This is a genomic window from Streptomyces sp. NPDC001732 (assembly GCF_053596315.1).
The window spans coordinates 62391-86297 of record NZ_JBSFFY010000001.1; the positions used below are offsets into that span (position 1 = coordinate 62391).

A 23907-nucleotide genomic window follows, 5' to 3' on the forward strand; every position below is an offset into this window, starting at 1 on the left:
AAGGATGGGGGCGGGGGGAAGGGACGAGCGGGTCAGCGGGACGTGTCGAAGACCTCGTCACGGGTGGTGACGAGGGCGCTCTCCAGCGCGCCGCGCAGCACGGGACGGTGCGTCACCTCGCCGGCGATCAGCCGGGGCCGGGAGGCGGCCAGTTCGGACAGCTCGGACTCCACCCGGCCGCGCAGCGGTTCCCCGCCGGCCGCGATCACCTCGCCCGACAGCACGACGACCTCCGGGTCCAGCACGGCGGTCATCGAGGCGAGACCGGTCGCGATCCCGGTGGCGAACAGATCGAGCAGCCGGGGGTACGGGCCGTCCTCGCCGGCCTGCGCGGCCTCGGCGGCGCGGGCGAGCAGCCGGGCCGCGACCTCGTGGTGGGTGCCGGAGGAACGGATCAGCTCGTCGTCGATGCCCAGCTCCCGGCCCAGCCGGGACAGCACCTGCGCCCCCGCCAGCTCCTGGAAGCCGCCCGCGTTCACCTTGGTGACCTGACGGACCAGCGGGGCGCCCGGCACCGGCAGGAAACCGACCTCGCCCGCGCCGCCGGTGAAGCCGCGGTGCAGCCGTCCGTTGATGACGAGGGCGGCGCCGAGCCCCTCCTCGTTCCACAGCAGGACGAAGTCCTCGTGCCCGCGCGCGGCCCCGAGGCGCTGCTCGGCCACCGCGACCAGGTTCACGTCGTTCTCGTACTCCACCGGCATCGGCAGGAAGGCGGCCAGCTCCTCCAGCAGCGTGGGGGAGTGCCAGCCCGGCAGGTGCGAGGCGTACCGCAGCCGCCCGGTGCCGGGGTCGAAGGCGCCGGGAGTGCCGATGACGACCCGGTGCACGTCGGAGCGGGTGAGCCCGGCGTCCTTGACCGCACCGTCCAGCGCCTCCGCCACCTGCCGCACCACGCCGTCGGCGCGCCGCCCGGGGGTGCGCAGCTCGAACTCGCCGACGGTCTGCCCGGTCACGTCGGCGACGGCGGCGACGATCCGGCGGGCGTTCACGTCCAGCCCCGCGACATGGGCGGCCCGCGCGTTCACCCCGTACAGCTGCGCGTTGGGCCCCGGCCGCCCGGCCACGGTCCCGGTCGCGACCACCAGCCCGGCCGCCTCCAGCCGCGCCAGCAGCTGCGAGGCGGTGGGCTTGGACAGCCCCGTCAGCTTCCCGATCCTGGTCCGTGAGAGCGGCCCGTGCTCCAACAGCAGGTCGAGGGCGGCCCGGTCGTTCATGGCGCGCAGAACGCGGGGGGTTCCCGGGGTGGTTCCGGCCATGCGTACTGCACCTGCCCTCTGTTAGGAAAGTTTCCTATTCTGTGAGAGGACCGTATGCGCGCGTAACCGGGCCGTCAATGGGGGGCGCCCCGGTGGCAACCAAAGCGTTACCCGGAACACTTCCGGAACGTACGGGTCCATGATGACGCGTCCTCAACCGCATCGTGCGCGAACGCAGTTGAGGGGGGTGGGCGTGTCTCCCGGGCCCGGCGCCCCGCGCCCCCGACGCGCCGTGTCCCCGGCGCCGGTGGCGGCCGGCCGGGGACACGGGAGGTACGACGGGGCGCGCGCGGCGCCCGCGGGGTGTGCTGCGGCTACTTCCCCTTGTTCAGCGGCGGGGTGATCGGGGCCGTGGCCAGGGACTGGGGCGAGGTGGCCGACGCGTAGGCGGACGGGGCGGCGACGGAGGCCGAGGGGTCGGGGGCGGGGGACTCCTCGGCCTGGACCGGGACGCCGCCGACGATGCGGATGCCCGCCTCGTCGAAGGCCCGCTTGATCCGCCAGCGCAACTCGCGCTCCACGCCCAGCGCCTTGCCGGGCATCGTCTTCGCGGAGACCCGGACCGTCATCGAGTCCAGGAGCACGGAGTCCAGGCCCAGGACCTCCACCGGGCCCCAGAGGCGCTCGTTCCAGGGATCCTCCTTGGCCATGGCGGCGGCGGTCTCGGTGATGACCGCACGGACCCGGTCCAGGTCCTCGGTGGGACGCACCATCACATCGACGCCGGCCGTGGACCAGCCCTGGCTGAGGTTGCCGATCCGCTTCACCTCGCCGTTGCGGACGTACCAGATCTCGCCGTCGGCACCGCGCAGCTTCGTGACCCGCAGACCGACCTCGATGACCTCGCCGGAGGCGACGCCCGCGTCGATGGTGTCGCCCACGCCGTACTGGTCCTCCAGGATCATGAAGACGCCGGAGAGGAAGTCGGTGACCAGGTTGCGCGCACCGAAACCGATCGCCACACCGGCCACACCGGCGGAGGCCAGCAGCGGGGCCAGGTTGATCTGGAACGCGCCCAGGATCATCAGGACGGCCGTGCCGAGGATCACGAACGACGCGACCGAGCGGAGCACGGAACCGATCGCCTCCGAGCGCTGGCGGCGGCGTTCCGCGTTGACCAGCAGCCCGCCCAGCGTGGTGCCCTCGACCGCCTGGGCGCTGCGGTTCATCCGTTCTATGAGCTTGGTGAGAGCACGCCGGACCGCGACGCGCAACATGATCGCGATCGCGGCGATGAGCACGATGCGCAGACCGGTGTTCAGCCAGGTGGACCAGTTCTCCTCCACCCAGCTCGCGGCGTGACCGGCCTGTTCGGCGGCTTCGCCCAACGAACCGACGGGCTCGGGTGACGGGGCTGCGGCCAGCAGGGCGGACAGGGACACGGCGGAACCTCCAGATGGACTACGGCAGACCAACCACACTAACGGGGCATCGCGAGTGGTCCAGGGCCGAGACCGGCAAGAGGGACGCGCCCCACGAGGGGAAACGGAGGACGGAACCAGGCAGAGGGGCACAGTCCGCCGGGGCGGCGTGTGGCCGATCGCACACCGCTCGCGACCGCCGCCGGGGACGTACCGGAAGCGCCTGCTCCGGCGCGCGCCCGGCGCACGGGCGGCAGGGAGCGGAGGTCGGCGGCGGAAAAATCCTTCCGGCCCGTTACCTGCACGTGGTGGCGCTCCGACCAGGCATGAGTGGAAACTGAGAGCGGATCGTCCCGGCGCGAGCCACGCGCCGCCGGCGTACAAGGAGGCATCCACCGTGCCGCATGTCCTGGTTCTCAACGCGTCGTACGAGCCACTCGGCGTCGTACCGCTCCGCCGCGCGCTCGTCCTCGTCCTCGAAAACAAGGCCATCTGCCTAGAGGAGTCCGGCGCCTTCATGCACAGTGCCACCCGGGCCGTCCCGGCCCCCAGCGTCGTCCGCCTGAAGCGGTTCGTACGCGTCCCCTACCGGGGGCCCGTACCGCTGACCCGCAGGGCGCTCTTCGCCAGGGACGGGGGACGCTGCATGTACTGCGGCGCCATCGCGACCAGCGTCGACCACGTGATTCCGCGCAGCCGCGGCGGACAGCACTCCTGGGACAACGTGGTGGCGGCCTGCCGCCGCTGCAACCACGTCAAGGCGGACCGGCACCTGCCGGAGCTCGGCTGGCGGCTGCACCAGCAACCCGCCCCGCCCACGGGTCTCGCCTGGCGGATCATCGGCACGGGACATCGCGACCCGCGCTGGTTGCCGTACTTGCAACCGTTCGGCGCGGACGACGCGATGGCCCGGATCGACGGCATATCAGCCTGAGATCCGGGCCTTCCTCGTCCCCGGGGCCGGACAGGGGCCCGCGGGGCGGGCCGGGGTGCCCGGGGCCGGACGCCCCGCGCGCACACGACGGCGCGGGGCGAACGGGAGCCCCCTACTCCTCCCCGGCGACGGCGTACGCCTCCACGGACCACAGCGAGTAGCCGAACCCGGTGCCCCGGGCGTCGCCCTGGACCCTGAGGTAGCGGGTGTCCTTCGCGTCCATCCGGACCGACTCGCGCCCGCCCCCGCCCTCCCGGACGGTGGCCGCCGTGCGCCAGTTGCGGCCGTCCGGGGAGACCTGGACGCGGTAGCGGGAGGCGTAGGCGTCCTGCCAGTGCAGCACCACCTTGCCGACGCGGGCGGTCCGGGGCAGCTCCGCCTGCCACCAGGCGCCGTCCTCGGCGGGCGAGGACCAGCGGGTGTCCGGCTCGCCGTCCGTGGCGGCCGACGCCGGGAAGTCGGGCGTCTCGTCGCCGGACGAGGACGCGGTGGCGGTGCGCAGCAGGTCGGGGCCGCCGGTGCGCGGGAACGCCCGGACGGTGAGCGTGCTGCGTTCGCCGCCGAAGCCGATCGGCACCTCGTACTCGCCGGCCGGGGTGCCTGCCGGGACCGTGATCTCGACGGGGACGGCGGTGTGCGAACCGCGCGGCACCCTCGTCTGCTTCGGGACGTTCACCTCGATGCCCTCGGGCGCCTTCGCGGTGAGCTCGCCCCGTACCTCGGCGGGGCGCCGGGCGGCCAGGTGCGCCTCGACCCGCTGCGGACCGCCGCCGATCTCGGCGTCCGTCTCGCCGCGCACGAGGGCGAGCCGGGCGGCGGGCTCGTCGCCGAACCAGGGCACGAGCGCCCGCACGTCCAGGGACCGGCCCGACGCGTTCTCCTCGCCCGCCCGGCTGCCGGGCACGAACGGCGGCAGGGAGCCCGTGACGACGGAGGGCGTCACCGGGGTGTCCGCAGGCCGGCGGATCCGGATCGCGTCGGTCCGCAGTCCCTTGGCCGCCGTCTGGGTCCAGCCGGTCTCCGACAGCGTGCCGAGCGTGCGCCAGCCCTCGCCGGGCACATGGGCCTCCAGCGTCGCACCGGCCACCGGGCCACTGCCGGGCACGGTCATCGCCGTCACCGTCTCCACCGGGCGGGGCCGGTCCAGCCGGACCGTGTAGCCGTCCGGGGACTTCGAGACCGTACCGGCGTCGCGGTCCGCGCCCGTCCAGGCGTCCGCCTCCCGGCGCACCCGGTCCAGGAACGGCCCGAGGACCCCCTTGCCGACCGTCGCGCCACCCGCCTTCACGGCCTTGTGCACCGGCTCCAGCGCCAGCGACGCCCGCCACGCGGCGGTGCCGTCGCCGCGCGCCTGGGCACGCAGCAGATCGACCGCCAGCTCGCCCGCCCGCCCGTACCGGGCCAACTGCTCGCTCCACGGCCGCACTTCCTCGCCCAGCCGTCCGTCCGCCACGCCCGCCAGCCGCTCCGGGGCCCGGCGCATCACGGTGAACGCCGCCCGCAGCTCACGTGCCGCGTCGGCCTGCGCCGCGGCGTCCTCGGACGCGCGGGACTTCCAGAACGCGGCCAGCAGCGGCCGCAGATACGCCGACTCGTCACCGCCCAGCACGGACGCGGCGCTGTTCCCGGCCAGGGCGCGCAGCGCGTCCTCGGTGCGGGCGTCGCCGCCCGCCAGGTCGTCGATCGCCGCCCGCCAGGACTCCTGCGGCCGGTAGCCCCTCGGGTTCCAGGCGAAGTCGGCGGCGGTGAACAGCGGGATGCGGGACGCGGACGACTGCTCCATCGCGTTGGCCAGCAGCGCCGCGGAACCGGCCGCCACCGCCGGGTCCCGGCCGGTGTACGGGCCGAGGAAGAGCCGGTCCTGGGCGTAGTCGTTGACCGGGTAGTTGTCCAGCGTGACCAGCGGGTGCCGGAAAGCGGCGCGGGCCCCGGCCAGTTCCCCGCCGGTGATGGTCCGCGGCACGACCCCGACACCGCTCCAGGCGACCTGGACCCGGTCGTCCAGCTCCGCGGCGAGCGCCGTGCGGTACTCGGTCGCCCCGTCCTGGTAGAACTCCGTCGGCATCACCGTCAGCGGCGGCGAGCCCGGGTGACGGTCCGCGAGGTGGCGGGCCACCGCGCTCGCCACGCGCGCCTGCGCCCGCGCCGCGGCCTCGGGCCCGCGGCCGAAGGTGTCGGCGTCCCGGTCGCAGTGCCACTCGCTGTAGCTGACGTCCTGGAACTGGAGCTGGAAGGCCCGCACCCCCAACGCCCACATCGCGTCGAGCTTCTTCGTCAGCGCCCGCACGTCCTCGTCCGACGACATGCACATGGCCTGGCCGGGCGAGACGGCCCAGCCGAGCGTCACGTGCGCCGTCCGGGCCCGCTCGGCCAGCGCCCGGAAGTCGGCGCGCCGGTCGGCCGGGTACGGATCGCGCCAGCGGGCCTGCCGGTACGGGTCGTCACCCGCCGCGTACAGGTAGCTGTTCTGCTTCGTGCGCCCCATGAAGTCGATCTGCGCCAGCCGCTCCGTGCGGGACCACGGCTGTCCGTAGAAGCCCTCGGCCATGCCGCGCACGGCGGTGGCCGGCCAGTCCCTGACGGTCACCCCGGCGACGGCGCCGTCCCGGATCAGCTGACGCAGCGTCTGCACGCCGTGGAAGAGGCCGTCCTCGCCGACGCCGTCGAGGGCGACGGTGTCCCGGCCCCCGGCCCGGCCGACCGCGATCCGGTAGCCGCCGGAGGGCAGGTCGCCGCGGGCGGGGGCGCGCAGGGCGCGCAGCGCGTCCCGGGCGCCGTCGCCGCCGAGCCTGAGGACCGGCCCGCGGCCGGGCAGGCCCTCGTGGACGGTCCGCACGCCCGCGTCCCGCAGGACTTGGCGGAGCGCGTCGACCGCGTACGGATCGGCGTGCGCGTCGGCGACGAGGGTGACCTCGGCGGTGAGGGGCACGGCCCGGCCGGTGGTCTCGACTGACTGCGGCCGGGGCCATACGGCGGGCGGTGTCCCGTCCGTGTGGTCGGGCGTGGTGGCGGTGGGGGAGCCGGGGGCCGGAGGGGCCGCGACGGCGGCCGGGGCCTGGGCGGAGAGCAGTCCGCCGAGCACGGCCGCCGCGATGGCCGTCGCCTGCCCCCTGCGTGTGAGCCGCATCGCTCTCCTCCCTCGTTCCCGCCACTGGACTCCGAGCCCACCACCCGCGTGCGAGGGTGTCAATGCGCATGGTTGTTGTGCCGGAAATGCCCGCTATGGCGGGTGGGGTGAGGGAGAGTCGGCCGAGGGTGGGCGGCGCCAAGGATGACGCCGGATGGCCGAAAACAACGGACAACTTACGGGGAAACGCCCCTGGGGGAACGGAATGTGACCCGGGGCACGTTGAACTCGTTGTGGTAACGCCTACGTCTGTGGCAGAGCCCGCTGGGTAGGCCTGCTGTGTCCTGTTTCCCCCACGGCCAGGAGGCCGCCATGCCCGCCGCCGCGCAGCTTCTGCTCTCCGCCCTCTCCGGACAGGTTCCCTCTCCCGCCGCCCCGTTGTCCGGCCCGGCCCCGGACGCCGGCCCCGGACCGCTGACCAGCGAGCCGCCGCTCGGCGACGCGATACCCCTCACCAGCGAGCCGCCGCTCGCCGACGTCATCCCCCTGACCAGCGAACCCCCGCTCGCCGTCAACGCTCCGCTGACCAGCGAGCCGGCCACCTCCGGCGGCGTGTGGGGTCCGTAGGGCCGCTCGTCCGGATCGGGCCCGATCCGGCGGGGAGCCCCGTCCCCAGGAGTCCGCATGGGCCTGACCCGGCTCGCCGCACTGCACGGCGTCGCCACCTCCTACTCCCCGTCCGCCGATGTGACGGTCCCCGTCTGCGACGACACGGTCGTCGCCGTGCTCGCCGCGCTCGGCGTGGCCGCCGGCACGCCCGAAGCGGTACGGGAATCGCTCGCCACCGCCGAGTCGGCGGCCCGGTCCCGGCTGCTTCCGCCGACCGTGGTGGTGTGGACCGGGGAACCGCTGCCGCCCGCCCTGACCGCCCTGCCGCACGGCACCACGCTCGACATCGGCCTGGAGGACCCCGGTTCGCCCCCGCACCCGCGCATGCGCGTCCCGGCCGGGCGACCGGATCCGGCCGTTTCGCAACGGGCCGCCGGGGAGGGCGGCGCCGGGACGGAGGCGCCGACGCCCCCCGCCTGGTGGACGGAACCGCCGCTCGGGGTGCACCGGCTGGCCGTGCGCGCGCCCGGCGGCCGGACCGCGACCTGCACCCTCGTCGTCGCCCCGCCCCGGGCACCCCGGCCGCCCGCCCGCGGGCACGGCTTCCTGGTCCAGCTCTACTCCCTGCTCTCCGCCCGCTCCTGGGGCATGGGCGACCTCGGGGACCTCGCCGACCTCGCCGCCTGGTCCGGGCGGGTCCTCGGCACCGACTTCGTCCAGGTCAACCCGCTGCACGCCGCCGTGCCCGGCGACCCCACCGACCCGTCCCCGTACCGCCCCTCCTCGCGGCGCTTCCCCGACCCTGTCCACCTGCGCGTCGAGTCCGTCCCCGAGTACGGGCACGTGACGGACCGCGGCACCCTCGACGACCTGCGCCAGAGCGCCGCGGCACTCGCCGACACGGTCCTGAACAAGGGCGCCCTGATCGACCGCGACGCCGTCTGGGAACTCAAGCGCCAGGCGCTCGAACTGGTACGGGACGTGCCCCTCACCCCGGGCCGCCGCGCCGCGTACTGCGACTTCCTGGCCGAGCAGGGGCAGGCCCTGGAGGACCACGCCCTGTGGTGCGCCCTCGCCGAGGTGCACGGCCCCGACTGGCACACCTGGCCCGCCGCGCTCCGCGACCCCCGCTCCAGGGCGACCGCCCGCGCCCGCGGCGAACTCCTGGACCGGGTCGACTTCCACTGCCGGCTCGCCTGGCTGACCGACGGCCAGCTCGCCGAGGCCCGGCGCGCCGCCCTGGACGCGGGCATGTCCGTCGGCATCGTCCACGACCTCGCCGTCGGCGTGCACCCGGGCGGCGCCGACAGCTGGGCCCAGCAGGACTCCCTCGCGCACGGCATGTCCGTCGGCGCGCCCCCGGACGCCTTCAACGCCCGGGGTCAGGACTGGGGCCTGCCGCCCTGGCGCCCCGACGTCCTCGCCGCGTCCGGCTACGCCCCGTACCGCGGCCTGCTGCGCGGGCTCCTCGCCCACGCGGGCGCCCTGCGCGTCGACCACGTCATGGGCCTGTTCCGGCTCTGGTGGGTGCCCGAGGGCCGCCCGCCCACCGAGGGCACCTACGTCGCCCAGGACGCCGAGGCGATGCTCGCCGTCCTCGTTCTGGAGGCGCACCGGGCCGGCGCCGCCGTCCTGGGGGAGGACCTCGGCACCGTCGAACCGGGGGTCCGCGAGGCCCTGGCCCGGCGCGGCGTCCTCGGCACCTCCGTCCTCTGGTTCGAACGGGACTGGGCGGACACCGGCCGCCCCCTGGCCCCCGAGCGGTGGCGCGAGGACTGCCTGGCGACGGCCACCACCCACGACCTGCCGTCCACCGCAGCCCGGCTGACCGGCGACCACGTGACGCTGCGTCACCGCCTCGGCCTGCTCGCCCGCCCCCTGGCGGTGGAGGAGGCGGCGGACGCGGCCGACACCGCCGAGTGGCTCGGGCACCTCTCCCGGCTCGGCCTGCTGCCCGAGGGCGAGGGCGACGAGGAGGGTGCCGTCCGCGCCGTCCACCGCTTCCTGCTGCGCACCCCCGCCCGTCTGCTCGGCGTCTGGCTCCCCGACGCGCTGGGCGACCGCCGCCCGCAGAATCTTCCCGGCACCTGGGACCAGTACCCCAACTGGCGCCTGCCCGTCGCCGACGCGGAGGGAAACCCGGTCACCCTGGAGGACCTGGCCGCCGCGCCCCGGCTGCACCGGCTGATGGAGGTCTTCGCACCCCTCCGGCACCGACCGCGGCCCCCTCGGGGACCCGCCCGCGAATGAGCCGGGGAGCGGGCCCGGAAGGGCTCGGGGGAGCGAGCCCCGGAAAACGTCCTGGAAAACGCTCCGCGGGACGCTTCGGGACCCGGCCGGAAACCGACCCCGGCGCCGGTCCGGGGCCCCGTACGGCACCCCCGGGCGCGCGCCCGTCCAGGGCGTTCGCTACGTTTGCACCGTGGACAAGAAGAACGCTATGCGCGCCGGCGCCGTCGCGGCCGGAACGACGCTGATGATGCTGCTCATGTCGTCCCCCGCGCTCGCGCTCACCCGCGACGACGGTGACGACCCGGGGCCCGGCCTGAGCGCGATGGAGACCATCGGCCTCTACGTCGTGGCACCCATCGTGCTGTTCCTGGTCATCACGGGCCTGGTCATGGTCCTCGACAAGTCGAGGAAGCAGGCCTAGGAGCCCTCTCGCCCGGGTCGATCCGGACCCTGCCGGACCCCGCCGAGCGCCCCGCACGGCGGACGGCGGTCCGAGGACCGGACCCGGCACCCCGCTCCTTCCGTGTGCGCCGCGGGTACGCCGTACCGCGCGGCGCACACGCATGTCCGGAACCGGGCACGCACCGGCCGTACCGGCCCGTACCGGACGCGCACACCGGTCCGCTTCGAGTGCGCCGTCGCGCGGGGCACGGTGTCTCCCGAGGGGCGCCGGGTAGGTTTCGGCCATGATCGAGTGGGACATCAAGAAGCTCCGCATCCTGCGCACCCTGCGCGACCGGGGCACGGTCACCGCCACCGCGGAGGCCCTGCTGATGACCCCGTCCGCGGTCTCGCAGCAGCTGTCCAACCTCTCCAGACAGCTCGGCGTGTCCCTCCTGGAGGCCCAGGGCCGACGGGTCCGCCTCACCGACGCCGCACATCTCGTCCTGCGCCACGTCGAGGTCGTCCTCGCCCAACTGGAACGCGCCGACGCCGAACTGACCGGCTATCTGCGCGGCGAGGCGGGCGAGGTGCGGATCGCGGCGTTCTCCACGGCGGTGCCCGCCCTCGTCGTCCCCGCCATCCAGCGGCTGCGCGCCGAGGACCGCCCGGGGCCCGGCGTACGGGTGCGGGAGGCGGAGGCCGCGCAGGCGTACGAGCTCCTGGCCGCGGGCGACGTCGACCTCGCGCTGTCCCTCGCCGCACACGCCCCGACCGCCCGCGACCCCCGGTTCACCGTGCTGCCCCTGCTCGCGGACCGGCTGGACGTGGCGCTGCCCGCCGCCCACCGCCTCGCCGCCGCGCCCGCCCTCCGCCTGGCGGACCTCTCCGGCGAGCCGTGGATCTTCGGCGGCTCGGGCCCCTGGTCGCAGATCACGACCGCCGCGTGCGAGGCCGCCGGATTCGTGCCCGAGCAGGCGCACATCGCCTCCGGTTGGACGGCGATCCTGGCCATGGTCGAGGCGGGCATGGGCGTCGCGCTGATCCCGCGCATGGCGTCGGCGGAACGGTACGGCCGGGACGGCGTGGTGATGCGCGTCCTCGACGCCGACCAGCCGCGCCGCCACGTGGTGGCGGCGGTGCGGCAGGGCGCCGAGCGGGGCCCCGCGGTGGCCCGGGTCCTGACGGCGCTCACCGGAGCCGCCGAATCGTTCAGTTCTGCTGAATAGACAGTGCAAAAACATTCGATGGACCTGATGAGTCGTTCGCCGTGACAGTGGGTGCATGACCTTCGACCAGAATGAGAACCACCACGACGATCCCCATGCCAACGACGCGGCCCCGTACGGCGGTGGTGACCCGTACGCCGACTACCGCGCCACCGACCTCCCCTTCACCGACCTCGTCGACCTCGCCGACCGCCGCCTCGGCGCGGGCGTGATCGCCGCCAACGACGAGTTCTTCGCCCAGCGGGAGAACCTCCTGCTCCGGGAGCGCGCGGTCTTCGACCCCGAGCGCTTCGGCCACAAGGGCAAGATCATGGACGGCTGGGAGACCCGCCGCAGGCGCGGCGCCGACGCCGACCACCCGTTCCCCGCCCCCGAGGAGCACGACTGGGCCCTGATCCGGCTCGGCGCCCCCGGCATCATCCGCGGCATCGTCGTCGACACCGCCCACTTCCGCGGCAACTACCCGCAGCGCGTGTCGGTCCAGGCGGCCTCGGTCGAGGGCACCCCCGGCCCCGAGGAACTCCTCGCCGCCGACGTGAAGTGGGAGGAGATCGTCCCGCCCACCCCCGTGCGCGGCCACGCCGCCAACGGCTTCGAGATCACCGGCGGACGCCGCTACACCCACGTACGGCTGTGCCAGCACCCCGACGGCGGCATCGCCCGCCTCCGCGTCCACGGCGAGGTCGTCCCCGACCCGTCCTGGCTCGCCGCGCTCGGCACGTTCGACCTGATCTCGGTCCTGAACGGCGGCAGTCACGAGGACGCCTCGGACCGCTTCTACTCCTCGCCGACCCAGATCATCCTGCCCGGCACCTCGCGCAGGATGGACGACGGCTGGGAGAACCGCCGCCGCCGGGTCCGCGACACGAACGACTGGGTCCGCTTCCGCCTCCCCGCCCAGGGAGCGGTCCGCGCGGTCGAGATCGACACGGCCTGTCTCAAGGGCAACTCGGCCGGCTGGATCGCCCTCCAGGGCCGCAACGGCGAGACCGGCGAGTGGTTCGAGATCATCCCCCGCACCCGGCTCCAGCCCGACGCCCTGCACCGCTTCCCGCTCCGTGCCCAGGCGGTCGTCACCCACGTCCGGCTCGACGCCTTCCCGGACGGCGGTGTCGCCCGGATGCGCCTGCACGGCAGCCTGACGGAGACGGGCGCGGCCGAACTGGCCCGCCGCCACGAGGAGTCGAGCGCCTGATCCGGCCCTTCTCCCCATCGGGGAGTGGACCTGGGGCTCCCGGTCGCGGGAGGCGCCCCTTCTCACTGCTCGTCCGCCGGCCCGCCCCGCCGGACGGACTCGGTCCGCCGGTGCCCCGGACCGGGGCACCGGCGGACCGGCCGTTACGCGGTGGCCGCCGCCGCGTCCGCCGTTCGGGCCCGGAGCGCGCGCTCCACGCCCGAACGGGACTCGGACATCAGCCGGTGCAGGGCCGCGTTCGGCTCGGCCGAGGACAGCCAGGCGTCCGTGGCGTCCAGGGTCTCCTGCGCGACCTGGAGGGACGGGTAGAGACCGACCGCGATCTGCTGCGCCATCTCGTGGCTGCGCGAGTCCCAGACATCCTTGACCGACGCGAAGAACTTCTCCGTGTACGGGGCCAGCAGTTCGCGCTGGTCGGTCTGGACGAAGCCGAGGATGACCGCCTCCTGGAGGGAGTTCGGCAGCTTGTCGGACTCGATGACCGAGGCCCACGCCTCCGCCTTCGCCTCCTCGGTGGGGCGGGCCGCACGGGCGGTCGCCGCGTGGCGCTCGCCCGCCGCCGTCCGGTCGCGCTCGTACTCGGCGGCGATCCCCTCCTCCTCCATGAGACCGGTCGCGGCCAGCCGCTCGACGAACGCCCAGCGCAGCTCCGTGTCGACGGCCAGGCCCTCGATCGTCTCCCGGCCGTCCAGCAGCGCCTGCAGCAGATCCGTCTGCTGCGGGGTGCGGGCGGTCGCCGCGAAGGCGCGGGCCCAGGCCAGCTGGTGGTCGCTGCCCGGCTCCGCCGCGCGCAGGTGCGCCAGCGTCGCCTCGGTCCACCGGGTCAGCCCGGCCTCGCGCCACTCCGGCGCCGCGTACAGGTCCAGCGCCACCTTCACCTGACGGTGCAGCGACTGGACGACGCCGATGTCCGACTCCTTGCCGATCCCGGAGAGCACCAGGGCGAGGTAGTCCCGGGCCGCCAGCTCGCCGTCCCGGGTCATGTCCCAGGCGGAGGCCCAGCACAGGGCGCGGGGCAGGGACTCCGTGAAGTCGCCCAGGTGCTCGGTGACGACCCGCAGCGACTCCTCGTCGAGCCGGACCTTCGCGTACGACAGGTCGTCGTCGTTGAGCAGGACCACGGCGGGGCGGGCGGTACCGGCCGGGAACGGCACGACGGTGCGCTCCCCGTCGACGTCCAGCTCGATCCGCTCCGTGCGGACCAGCTTGCCGTCGGCGTCGAGGCCGTAGCAGCCGATCGCGATGCGGTGCGGACGCAGCGTCGGCTCGCCCTTCGCGCCGGCGGGGAGGGCCGGGGCCTCCTGGAGGACCGCGAAGGACGTGATGTGACCGTTCTCGTCCGTCTCGATCTCCGGGCGCAGGATGTTGATGCCCGCCGTCTCCAGCCACGCCTTCGACCAGGTCTTCAGGTCGCGGCCGGAGGTCTCCTCCAGCGCGCCCAGCAGGTCCGAGAGCCGGGTGTTGCCGAACGCGTGCGCCTTGAAGTACGCCTGGACGCCCTTGAAGAACTCCTCCATGCCGACGTACGCCACCAGCTGCTTCAGGACCGAGGCGCCCTTGGCGTACGTGATCCCGTCGAAGTTGACGAGCACATCGTCCAGGTCACGGATGTCGGCCATGATCGGGTGCGTGGACGGCAGCTGGTCCTGGCGGTAGGCCCAGGTCTTCATGGAGTTGGCGAACGTGGTCCAGGAGTGCGGCCACTTCGAGCCCTCGGCGTACGCCTGGCAGGCGATCGAGGTGTACGTGGCGAACGACTCGTTCAGCCACAGGTCGTTCCACCACTCCATGGTGACGAGGTCGCCGAACCACATGTGGGCCAGCTCGTGCAGGATGGTCTCGGCCCGCGTCTCGTACGCCGCGTCCGTCACCTTCGACCGGAACACGTACTGGTCGCGGATGGTGACCGCGCCCGCGTTCTCCATCGCGCCCGCGTTGAACTCCGGGACGAAGAGCTGGTCGTACTTGGCGAACGGGTAGGCGTAGTCGAACTTCTCCTGGAACCAGTCGAAGCCCTGCCGCGTGACGTCGAAGACCGCGTCCGCGTCGAGGAACTCGGCCAGCGACGGACGGCAGTAGATGCCGAGCGGCACGGACTGGCCGTCCTTCTCGTAGCTGCTGTGCACCGAGTGGTACGGACCGGCGATCAGGGCCGTGATGTACGTCGAGATGCGCGGCGTCGGCTCGAAGGACCAGACGTCGTCCTGCGGCTCGGGCGTCGGCGAGTTCGAGATCACGGTCCAGCCGGACGGGGCCTTCACGGTGAACCGGAAGGTCGCCTTCAGGTCGGGCTGCTCGAAACTGGCGAAGACCCGGCGGGCGTCCGGCACCTCGAACTGGGTGTAGAGGTACGCCTGCTGGTCCACCGGGTCGACGAAGCGGTGCAGGCCCTCGCCCGTGTTGGTGTACGCGCAGTCGGCGACGACCTTCAGCTCGTTGGAGCCCGCGACCAGGCGGGGGAGCGCGATGCGGGAGTCGCGGAACACGGCCGCGACGTCGAGCGACTTGCCGTTCAGCTCGACCTCGTGCACGGCGGGCGCGACCAGGTCGATGAACGTCTCCGCACCGGCTTCGGCGGAGTCGAAGCGCACGGTGGTCACGGACCGGTAGGTGCCGCCCTCCTGCGCTCCGGAGAGGTCGAGATCGATCTCGTACGCGTCCACGGTCAGCAGGCGCGCCCGCTCCTGTGCCTCTTCGCGGGTCAGATTCGTGCCAGGCACGCGGTCATCTCCTTGGTATGTGACGTTTTCTGGTCATCCTTCCACGTCACCCGCCCCGGCGGGGGTCCCGGCGGCGGGGGCGCGCGCATGCGAAAGGGCGGCCACCGGTGCGCGGCGGCCGCCCTGTTTCCAGGTCCCGCGGGCGTCAGCCCTTCAGCTCCGCCGCGACCAGCTCCGCGATCTGCACCGCGTTCAGCGCGGCGCCCTTGCGCAGGTTGTCGTTGGAGACGAAGAGGGCGAGGCCGTTCTCCAGGGTCTCGTCGACCCGGATCCGGCCGACGAACGAGGCGTCCTTGCCGGCCGCCTGGAGCGGGGTGGGGATCTCGGAGATCTCGACGCCGGGGGCGTCCTTCAGCAGCTCGTACGCGCGCGCCACGCCGATCGGACGGTCGAAACCGGCGTTGACCTGGAGGGAGTGGCCGGAGAAGACCGGCACCCGGACGCAGGTGCCGGACACCTTCAGCTCCGGGATCTCCAGGATCTTGCGGGACTCGTTGCGGAGCTTCTGCTCCTCGTCGGTCTCGAAGGAGCCGTCGTCGACGATCGAGCCGGCCAGCGGCAGCACGTTGAAGGCGATCGGACGCTTGTAGACGCCCGGCTCGGGGAACTCCACGGCCTCGCCGTCGTGGGTGAGCCGGTCGGCGTCGGCGACGACCTTGGACACCTGGCCGTGCAGCTCGGCGACGCCGGCCAGACCGGAACCGGACACCGCCTGGTAGGTGGCGACGGTCAGCGTCCGGAGGCCGGCCTCGTCGTGCAGCGGGCGCAGCACGGGCATGGCGGCCATCGTGGTGCAGTTCGGGTTGGCGATGATGCCCTTGGGCCGGTTCGCGACGGCGTGCGGGTTGACCTCGGAGACCACCAGCGGAACCTCGGGGTCCCGGCGCCAGGCGGAGGAGTTGTCGATCACCACGGCGCCCTGCGAGGCGACCTTCTCGGCGAGCGCCTTCGAGGTCGCGCCACCGGCCGAGAACAGCACGATGTCCAGCCCGGTGTAGTCGGCCGTGGCGGCGTCCTCGACGGTGATCTCCCGGCCCTGCCACTCGATCGTGGAGCCCGCGGAGCGTGCGGAGGCGAACAGCCGCAGTTCGTCGGCCGGGAACTCGCGCTCGGCCAGGATCCTGCGCATGACTGTGCCGACCTGACCGGTGGCGCCGACGATTCCGACCTTCACAGGGACTCCTTCGAACGTACGAACTGGCACGGTTGCCGCATCCATGATGCGTATGTCCACGGCTTCCTTGTCCAATCCATTGTCCGGGGTTCGGACAGCAACCGCCCGACGGGCGGACACGGCAGTGGGGCGGGAGCCCGATGAGCGCCCGCCCCACTGCCGTGCGTGTCGCACGGATCACACGGTGACCGTTACGGCGTGACCTTCTCGATCACGACGCTGCCGGTGCCCGCGGCGGTGCCGCGGCTGTTCACCAGGTGGACCTCGCCGAAGAACTGCCGGCCCTCGGGGGCGGCCCCGGCGACCGAGACCTCGGCGTCGATCTGCGCCGAGGCGCCGTTGGCCAGGTTCACGGCCTTCGACTCGTCGACCTTGATCGTGCCGAGCGACGGCGAGTAGTACACGTCGCGGTAGTCGTACGTGGTGGTGCCGGCCGGGACGCTGTAGCCGTCGATCACGACGGTGTACGTGCCCGCGGCGGGCTTCACCAGGCTGACCGCCTCGTCGGAGCCGGCCGTGGTGGAGGCGCCGACCTCCTCGTCGCCCTGGTAGACGTACAGGTCCAGGTCGGCGTTGGTGTCCGAGGTGCCGCCGATGGCGACGTCCAGCTTCTCGACGCCCTCACCGATGGTGACCGTGTACTCCTGGGTGTCACCGGTCCTGATCGACGGCTTGTCGACCTTGGCCGAGCCCAGCGAGCCGCCCTTCAGGCTGCCCTCCAGGTCGCCCGCCTGGTTGGTGACCTTCCAGTTCACCGCGGCCGGCGTGCCGATCTTCGCCTCGGCGATGGTCTGCACCGCCGGGTCGAAGGTCGCACCGAGCAGCGAGACGTCCAGCTTGTACGGGTTGTCCAGCAGCGGCGACGTGCGCCGCGACTCGACCTCGATCTCCCAGACGCCCGGCTGCGGGTCCTTGTACGAGCGCACGTCCGGACGGCAGGTGTTGGCCGGGTTCTCGTAGTTCGGGTAGCAGAAGATCGTGGCGCTGTCCTCCATCTGCACCCCGTACGGGTGGATCGAGATGAAGCGGGTCTGGCTGCCCGAGCGCAGCGCGCCCAGCGCGACCTCGAGGGTCTTGGCGCCCTTCGGCACGGTCACGAAGTACGAGTCGCTGCTGTTGCGCTGCACCGATCCGGACGCCTTGAACGTGTAGGCGGGCTTCACGAGCTCCGTGGAGACGACCACCGTGGTGAGGATCTGCTGGTCCACACCGACGGTCCTGCTGTCGTCCACCTTCAGGATCGCGCTGTGCACGCCCGCGCTGCCCGGCTTCGCCTGCACCTTGACGGTGACGGGCTTGCCCAGCGGCAGGGAGACGCTCTTCGAGCCGAGCAGCTTGAAGGTGCCGTCGTTGTTCTTCCACGACAGCTTGTGCCTGACGTCCTTGTCCGGGCCCGTGGTGCGGGTGATCGTGACGTCGTACGTCTTCTTCTGGCCGGCCTTCAGGCCGCCCTCGCGGTCGTACAGACCGGTGCCGAAGCCGGGGGTCTTCAGCGCGAAGTCGATCGCGGTGTCGACCGGGGCCTTCACCGCGTACTCGTGCGCCGGGGCGCCCTGCTTCTCGATCTGCTTCCAGGCGCCGACGATGTCGATCAGACCGGCGCCCTGGGCGTGCGCGGGCACACCCTTGATGTGGGTGGCGGTGCTGGTCAGCGCGGTGCGCAGGTCGGCCGGGGGAAGCTCGATGTGCTTCTGCTTCGCGGCGGACAGCAGCAGCGCGGTCGCGCCCGCGGCCTGCGGCGAGGACATCGAGGTGCCCTGCAGCATGGAGTAGCCCGCGGGAAGCGAGTAGCCCGCCTCCTTGACCGGGCCGCCGGGCAGCCAGGTCTGGGTGGTGTTGATGGACGCGCCGGGGGCCGTCAGGATCGGCGCGAAGCCGCCGTCCTCACGCGGACCGCGCGAGGAGAAGGGCAGCATGGCGTACTTCTTGGTGACGTTCGAGCCGTAGTTGGCGGCCCACGTCTCCTTGGAGATCGACGCACCGACGGAGATGACGTGGTCGGCGAGGCCGGGGTCACCGATGGTGTTGACGCCCGGACCGTCGTTGCCGGCCGAGATGACCAGCTGGACGCCGTAGATGTCGATGAGCCGCTTGTACAGCTCCGAGCGGGCGTTGTTGCCGTCGTTGAGCGGCGGCAGGCCACCGATCGACATGTTGACGACATCGACACCGCGGTTCACGACGAGGTCGATCATGCCCTCGGTGAGCGCGATGTTGGTGCAGCCGCCGGACCAGGTGCAGGCACGCGAGGAGACGATCTTCGCGCCGGGCGCGGCACCGTTCATCTTGCCGCCGAACAGACCGTTCGCGGCGGTGATGCCCGCGACGTGGGTGCCGTGCTCGCTCTCGATGACCCCGATGTTGACGTAGTCGGAGGTGTCACCGGCGGCGTTGTAGACGACGTCCTGGCGCGTCTCGACGACGAACGGGATGCGCTCGGCGACCTCGGTCCGCGGGTCGTCCTTGCCGAAGTAGGAGACCTGGTGCTTCTCCTTGTACGGCTTCAGGGCGGTGTCGTCGGAGAAGTCCGCGTTGTTGTTCAGGTCCACGCGGGTGGTGCCGGTGACCGGGTCGTAGAGCACGGCCCAGACATCGGTGGTGTCGCCGTCGCGGTTCAGGTCGCCCGCCATGTCGCCGCCCCTGGTGGCGGCCTCGGCGAACAGCTTGATCCGGTAGTCGCCCCCGGGGGCCTTGTACGTGCGGCCCTTGTAGGTGAACACCGGGCCGGACACGGCGTCCGTCATCCGCAGCCAGGTGCCGTCGCCGTCGCTCACCGGGTCGGTGGCGGTCACCCAGTCGACGATCTTGCGCTCGCCCGTGGTGGTCTTCTGCAGCGCCGGGTGGCCGACGTCGACGCCCGAGTCGAGGACGCCGATGGTCACCCCGCGGCCGTCGGCCTTCGGGTGCTGCTCGACGAAGTCGACCGCGCCCGTCTCGAAGGACGGGTTGTACGGGTTCTTCGCCGGGGTCTTCTTGCCGGGCGCCGGGTAGGAACCGGACGCCTTGACCCGGGTCCTGACACCGGCCGCGCGGTCGGCGGCGGGCGTCGGGTCGTCCAGCTTGATCTCCTGCTTGAGATCGATGCCGTGGACGGAAGACAGCTTGGCCGCCGCCCGGATGGCCGCATCGGCGGACGCGGTGGGCACGGTGGCCCGCACGTAGCCGAGCTTGTCGTAGGCACGTCCCAGCACGGACCCCTTGACGGCGTCCAGCTGCTTGGTGACCTGCTCGGTCGCCCCGGGAGCGGTGGCGACCATCATCGTGACGTTCTTCTGACCCTTGGCCTTGGCCTTGGCCAGAACGTCGGCGTCCGCCGTGCCGAGCTTGTCGGCGGTGGCGCCTTCGGCGGCCTTGACGGGGGCGGGGTCAGGGGCATTGGCGGCGAAGACGGGGGTGACGCCGGTGGCGGCCAGCGCGGCCACCAGGCCGGCTGCGGCCGCCACTCGGGCCGCGCGTCTCGCCCCGGGTATGTAACTGGGGGACTCGGTGGTCATCAGCATCCCTGCATAGGAAAGAGAGAGTCCGGAATTCGGTACCGGATGACCGCTCACCCTTTCGTAAATGGCAGGGGTTTGTGGAGAGTTGAGGGGGAGGAGATGTGGACATGGCAGAATCCCGCCACTGGTGCTGATGTGCCATCAGGGACGAAGTGGTGAATAAGAGGCGTTCGTGAGTCGTGTTCTCGCCATGCACGGCCCCGTCCCGCCCGGTGCCGCGCGGTGCCGCGCGGTTCCGCCCCGCTCCGTCTCAGCGGGGCAGGATCATCACGTATGCCGCAGGCTCCCGGTCGGCCGCCGCCATCAGCGCCGTACGCACCACGGCCGCCTGCTGCTCCCCCGCGTCACGGAGCTTCTCCGGCGTGAGGTGGACGACGGTGATGCCGAGCCGCTCCAGGTGTTCCCGCCTGGCTGCGTACGCGGTCCACTGGGCCTCGTGCTCCGCCTGGCGCCGCTCGTCGTCCAGCCTGCTGTGCCGCGGGGCCCTGGTGGCGAGCTCCACGGCGACCGCCTGCTCGGGCCAGTAGGCGTCCACGGCCCCGAGGTGCGGACCGCCGGGCAGCCGGAGGTACACGTTCCACAGGGGGTCCGGCAGATCATGGGCGCGCACCAGCTCGTACAGCCGACTTTCGGCCATGGTTCGGCCCTCGGCGAGGAGCGAATCCACGGCCTGCGCCACGGCGGGGCGGCCGAGCAGCCGGGCACGGCTCAACTCGCTCACCACGGCGCCCGGTTCGCAGTGCCCGCCGTGGACCGCCCCGGTGAGCAGACGGGGTACGGCCGACAGGTCCCGGAGCCCGGCGACCGCGTCCGCGAGCGCCCGCTCCACGGGGGCGACGGGCAGACCGCGCACCCGCTCGGGCAGGGGCGGGTCCGCGGAACGCACCGGGCGCACGTACCGGACCGGGCGCGGGCGCCGGGTGCGCGTCACCAGCACGTCGATCCCGGTCCACTCCCCGGGCGGCGGCGTGACCGCGAACCCGTGCAGGGTGAGCGCGGCGAACCCGGTGACCATCGCCTCGCCGTACCCGGACTCCGGGTCCGCGCCGGGGCCCGGCCGGCCCGGCCCGCCCCGGCGGCCGGGAGCCGGTGGTCGTCCGGCGTACAGCAGGGCGGCGCGCAGCCGTTCCTCGTCGGTGAGCGGCTGTCGGTGCAGGACGTACACGCCGGGCAGGGTCCGCTGCCACGGCCCGTCGGCCCCGCACTGCGCGGCGGCCTGGGCGGGGGAGACCCCGCGCGCCCTCAACTGCGCCTCGGACAGCACGCCTCGGCGGACGTCACCGGTGGTGCGGGGGCGGCAGGGAGAGGGCGGGGTGTGCTGGGTGTTCCGGGTCATGTTCCGGGGTATGCCGCAGCCCGCCGCGGCATTAACCCCTGTTACACGGCCGTCGACCATTCGGGACAACGCCGTCCTGAAGTACGCGCGTTCGCCGACCGAAGGGCCCGTCCGGGCCGCCACCGGGGCGGGCCGGGACCGGGGCCAGGGCAAGGGCGGGGCGACACCGGGACCGGGGCGGGGCCGGGCCGGGCACCCGGCCCGGCCCCGCCCCGGTCCCGCGTCCGTCAGACGCCGCTGCCGGTACCGGCAGCGACCGCCGCGCCCGCGTCGCACTCCTGCGCCCGCAACGCCCGCGCCAGGTCGTCCCGGGACTCCAGCACCAGCCTGCGCAGCGCCGGTGCCGCGTCCGCGTGGGCGGTCAGCCAGGCGTCCGTCGCCGCCAGCGTGGCCGGGTCGTCCTGGAGGGCCGGGAACAGACCCCGCACCACGGCCATCCCGATCTGGATCGACCGCTCGGCCCACACCCGCTCGATCGCGGCGAAGTACTTCTCCGCGTACGGCGCCAGCAGCTCCCGCTGCGAGGACTGCTCGAAGCCCGCGATCGTCGCCTCCACCAGCGCGTTGGACAGCGCCTCCGACTCCACGACGCCCGCCCACGCCTGCGCCTTGACCGCGGCGGAGGGCCGCGCCGCCAGGCACCGCACCTGGTGCCGCTTGCCGGACGCCGTGTCGTCACGGGCCAGTTCGGCGTCGATCACCGACTCGTCCGCCACCCCGTGCGCGGCCAGCGGGGACAGGAGCGCCCACCGCAGCTCCTGGTCGACGTCGAGCCCGTCGATCCGGGCCGAACCGTCGAGCAGCCCCGACAGCAGCTGGAAGTCCGCGTCCGAGTCGGCGACCGTCGCGAAGAACCGCGTCCACGCCAGCTGGTGCTCGCTGCCCGGCTCGGCCAGCCGCAGCTCCCGCAGCGCGCCCTCGGCCAGCGCCCGGCCGCCCTCCTCGCGCCACCCCGGCGCCACGTAGCTCACCAGCGCGGTCCGGGTCCAGGCGTGCAGCATCTGCAGGACGCCGATGTCGGTCTCCCGGCCGGCGAAGGCCAGCACGAGGGCGACGAAGTCCCGGCCCGGCATCAGCCCGTCCCGGGTCATGTTCCACAGCGCGGACCAGCACAGCGCCCGCGCCAGGGGGTCGGTCATGTCGCCCAGGTGGGCCCGCAGCGTGGCCAGGGACACCTCGTCGAAGCGGACCTTGCAGTACGTGAGGTCGTCGTCGTTGACCAGGATCAGCTCGGGCCGCTCCGCCCCCGCCAGCTCCTCGACCACCGTGCGCGCACCGGCCACGTCCACCTCGGCGCGGGCGTACCGCACCAGGTCGCCGTCGGCGGCGCGCCGGTACAGGCCGACCGCGACCCGGTGCGGCCGAAGCTCCGGGTGGGACTCGGCAGCCTCCTGGAGCACCGCGAGCTCCGTGATCCGGTCCGCCGAGTCGTACGTCGCCACCGGGGTCAGCGAGTTGACGCCCGCGGTCTCCAGCCACGACCGCGACCAGGCGGTCATGTCCCGCCCGGACGTCTCGCCCAGCACGGACAGCAGATCGCCCAGCCGCGTGTTGCCGTAGGCGTGCTTCTTGAAGTAGCGCCGGGCGCCCTCCAGGAACGCCTCCCGCCCCACGTACGCCACCAGCTGCTTCAGCACCGAGGCGCCCTTGGCGTACGTGATGCCGTCGAAGTTGAGCTTGGCGTCCTCCAGGTCACGGATGTCGGCCGTGATCGGGTGCGTGGACGGCAGCTGGTCGGCGCGGTACGCCCAGGACTTGCGGTTGTTGGCGAAGGTGATCCAGCCGTTCTCGAAGCGGGTCGACTCCACCATGGAGAACGCGCCCATGAAGTCGGCGAAGGACTCCTTCAGCCACAGGTCGTCCCACCACTGCATGGTGACGAGGTCGCCGAACCACATGTGCGCCATCTCGTGCAGGATGACGTTGGCCCGGCCCTCGTACGCCGCCTGCGTCACCTTGCCGCGGAAGATGTACTCCTCGCGGAACGTGACGCAGCCGGGGTTCTCCATCGCGCCGAGGTTGTACTCGGGCACGAACGCCTGGTCGTACTTCCCGAACGGGTACGGGTAGTCGAAGTTGTCGTGGAAGAAGTCCAGGCCCTGCTTGGTGATCAGGAAGACGTCGTCCGCGTCGAAGTGCCGGGCGAGCCCCTTGCGGCACATCGCGCCGAGCGGGATCTCCAGCGTCGTGCCGTCGTCGAACGTCCGGCGGTAGGAGTCCGTGACGCAGTGGTACGGACCGGCGACGACCGCCGTGATGTACGTGGAGATCGGCTTGGTCTCGGCGAACCGCCAGACCCCGCCCTCCCGCGACTCCTCCGCGCCGTTGCTCCGGACCGTCCAGTCCTCGGGGGCCGTCACGGTGAAGCGGAAGGGGGCCTTCAGGTCGGGCTGCTCGAAGTTCGCGAAGACGCGCCGCGCGTCGGCCGGTTCGTACTGCGTGTAGAGGTAGACCTCGCCGTCCTCCGGGTCGACGAACCGGTGCATGCCCTCGCCGGTCCGGCTGTACGCGCACTGCGCGTCGACCACCAGGACGTTCTCGCCCTCCGGCAGGTCCTCCAGCGCCACCCGCGTGCCGTCGAAGACGGTGGCGGGGTCGAGCGGGCGCCCGTTCAGCGTCACCGTGTTCACGCCCGGCGCCACCAGGTCCGCGAAGGTCGACGCTCCCGCGCGCGCGTTGCGGAACCGGATCGTCGTCACCGAGCGGAAGGTCCGCGGACCGGCGGTGGCCCCGTCGTCCCCGTCGGGTCCCCCGAGGGCGGAGCGCAGATCGAGGTCGACCTCGTAGCCGTCGACGCTCAGCAGCTCGGCCCGCTCGCGGGCCTCCTCGCGGGACAGGTTCTCACCGGGCACGGGCACACTCCTTTGTGTCACGTTCGAATACTTTGATCCTCCCATGCCGCCACTCGGCCCGGCA

General features: G+C 73.0%; 14 protein-coding genes. 6 read left to right on the top strand and 8 right to left on the bottom strand.

What is annotated here, in order from left to right; genetic code table 11:
- Positions 1 to 32 precede the first annotated feature (32 nt).
- Together ACWCXX_RS00240 and ACWCXX_RS00245 are read right to left on the bottom strand one after the other, a co-directional pair.
- Entirely contained in the window at positions 33 to 1256 is a 1224-nt protein-coding gene (locus ACWCXX_RS00240) for an ROK family transcriptional regulator (RefSeq protein ID WP_451122632.1), read from the bottom strand.
- Between the two features lie 314 nt (positions 1257 to 1570).
- The gene (locus ACWCXX_RS00245; RefSeq protein WP_451122634.1) at positions 1571 to 2638 is read right to left on the bottom strand and encodes a mechanosensitive ion channel family protein; all 1068 of its coding nucleotides are present in this window, start codon (positions 2636 to 2638) and stop codon (positions 1571 to 1573) included.
- Between the two features lie 376 nt (positions 2639 to 3014).
- Here ACWCXX_RS00245 and ACWCXX_RS00250 point away from each other — a divergent pair, with 376 nt between their 5' ends.
- Entirely contained in the window at positions 3015 to 3551 is a 537-nt protein-coding gene (locus tag ACWCXX_RS00250) for an HNH endonuclease (protein ID WP_451122636.1), read from the top strand.
- A gap of 112 nt (positions 3552 to 3663) precedes the next feature.
- Here the strand turns inward: ACWCXX_RS00250 and ACWCXX_RS00255 are convergent, their stop codons facing one another.
- Positions 3664 to 6678, bottom strand: a complete 3015-nt coding sequence (locus tag ACWCXX_RS00255; RefSeq protein WP_451122638.1) for a beta-N-acetylglucosaminidase domain-containing protein — start codon at positions 6676 to 6678, stop codon at positions 3664 to 3666.
- A gap of 312 nt (positions 6679 to 6990) precedes the next feature.
- Here ACWCXX_RS00255 and ACWCXX_RS00260 point away from each other — a divergent pair, with 312 nt between their 5' ends.
- From ACWCXX_RS00260 to alc, 5 genes are all read left to right on the top strand, one after another.
- Positions 6991 to 7245: a hypothetical protein gene (locus ACWCXX_RS00260; RefSeq protein WP_451122640.1), complete on the top strand. Its 255-nt coding sequence runs from the start codon at positions 6991 to 6993 to the stop codon at positions 7243 to 7245.
- Between the two features lie 57 nt (positions 7246 to 7302).
- Positions 7303 to 9477, top strand: a complete 2175-nt coding sequence (gene malQ, locus ACWCXX_RS00265; RefSeq protein WP_451122642.1) for a 4-alpha-glucanotransferase — start codon at positions 7303 to 7305, stop codon at positions 9475 to 9477.
- Positions 9478 to 9649: 172 nt separating this feature from the next.
- On the top strand, positions 9650 to 9880 hold the full coding sequence (locus tag ACWCXX_RS00270) for a hypothetical protein (protein WP_148835232.1): 231 nt from the start codon (positions 9650 to 9652) through the stop codon (positions 9878 to 9880).
- A 265-nt stretch (positions 9881 to 10145) separates the two neighbouring features.
- Entirely contained in the window at positions 10146 to 11069 is a 924-nt protein-coding gene (locus ACWCXX_RS00275; protein ID WP_451122644.1) for a LysR family transcriptional regulator, read from the top strand.
- A 55-nt stretch (positions 11070 to 11124) separates the two neighbouring features.
- Positions 11125 to 12264, top strand: a complete 1140-nt coding sequence (alc, locus tag ACWCXX_RS00280) for an allantoicase (RefSeq protein WP_451122646.1) — start codon at positions 11125 to 11127, stop codon at positions 12262 to 12264.
- A gap of 143 nt (positions 12265 to 12407) precedes the next feature.
- Here alc and pepN (ACWCXX_RS00285) read toward each other — a convergent pair whose 3' ends face one another.
- The 5 genes from pepN (ACWCXX_RS00285) to pepN (ACWCXX_RS00305) all read right to left on the bottom strand — a co-directional run bounded on the left by pepN (ACWCXX_RS00285) (position 12408) and on the right by pepN (ACWCXX_RS00305) (position 23843).
- Positions 12408 to 14984: an aminopeptidase N gene (gene pepN / locus ACWCXX_RS00285; RefSeq protein ID WP_451122648.1), complete on the bottom strand. Its 2577-nt coding sequence runs from the start codon at positions 14982 to 14984 to the stop codon at positions 12408 to 12410.
- Between the two features lie 145 nt (positions 14985 to 15129).
- Positions 15130 to 16158 carry an aspartate-semialdehyde dehydrogenase gene (locus ACWCXX_RS00290; RefSeq protein ID WP_451122650.1) on the bottom strand — a complete coding sequence of 343 codons (1029 nt, stop codon included), beginning with the start codon at positions 16156 to 16158 and terminating at the stop codon, positions 15130 to 15132.
- A gap of 191 nt (positions 16159 to 16349) precedes the next feature.
- The gene (locus ACWCXX_RS00295; RefSeq protein WP_451122652.1) at positions 16350 to 19658 is read right to left on the bottom strand and encodes a S8 family serine peptidase; all 3309 of its coding nucleotides are present in this window, start codon (positions 19656 to 19658) and stop codon (positions 16350 to 16352) included.
- 247 nt (positions 19659 to 19905) lie between these two features.
- Positions 19906 to 20991, bottom strand: coding sequence for a hypothetical protein (locus ACWCXX_RS00300; protein ID WP_451122654.1), 1086 nt, complete (start codon positions 20989 to 20991; stop codon positions 19906 to 19908).
- 227 nt (positions 20992 to 21218) lie between these two features.
- Complete coding sequence (gene pepN, locus ACWCXX_RS00305) at positions 21219 to 23843, bottom strand: aminopeptidase N (RefSeq protein ID WP_451122656.1); 2625 nt, start codon at positions 23841 to 23843, stop codon at positions 21219 to 21221.
- Between the last annotated feature and the right edge of the window lie 64 nt (positions 23844 to 23907).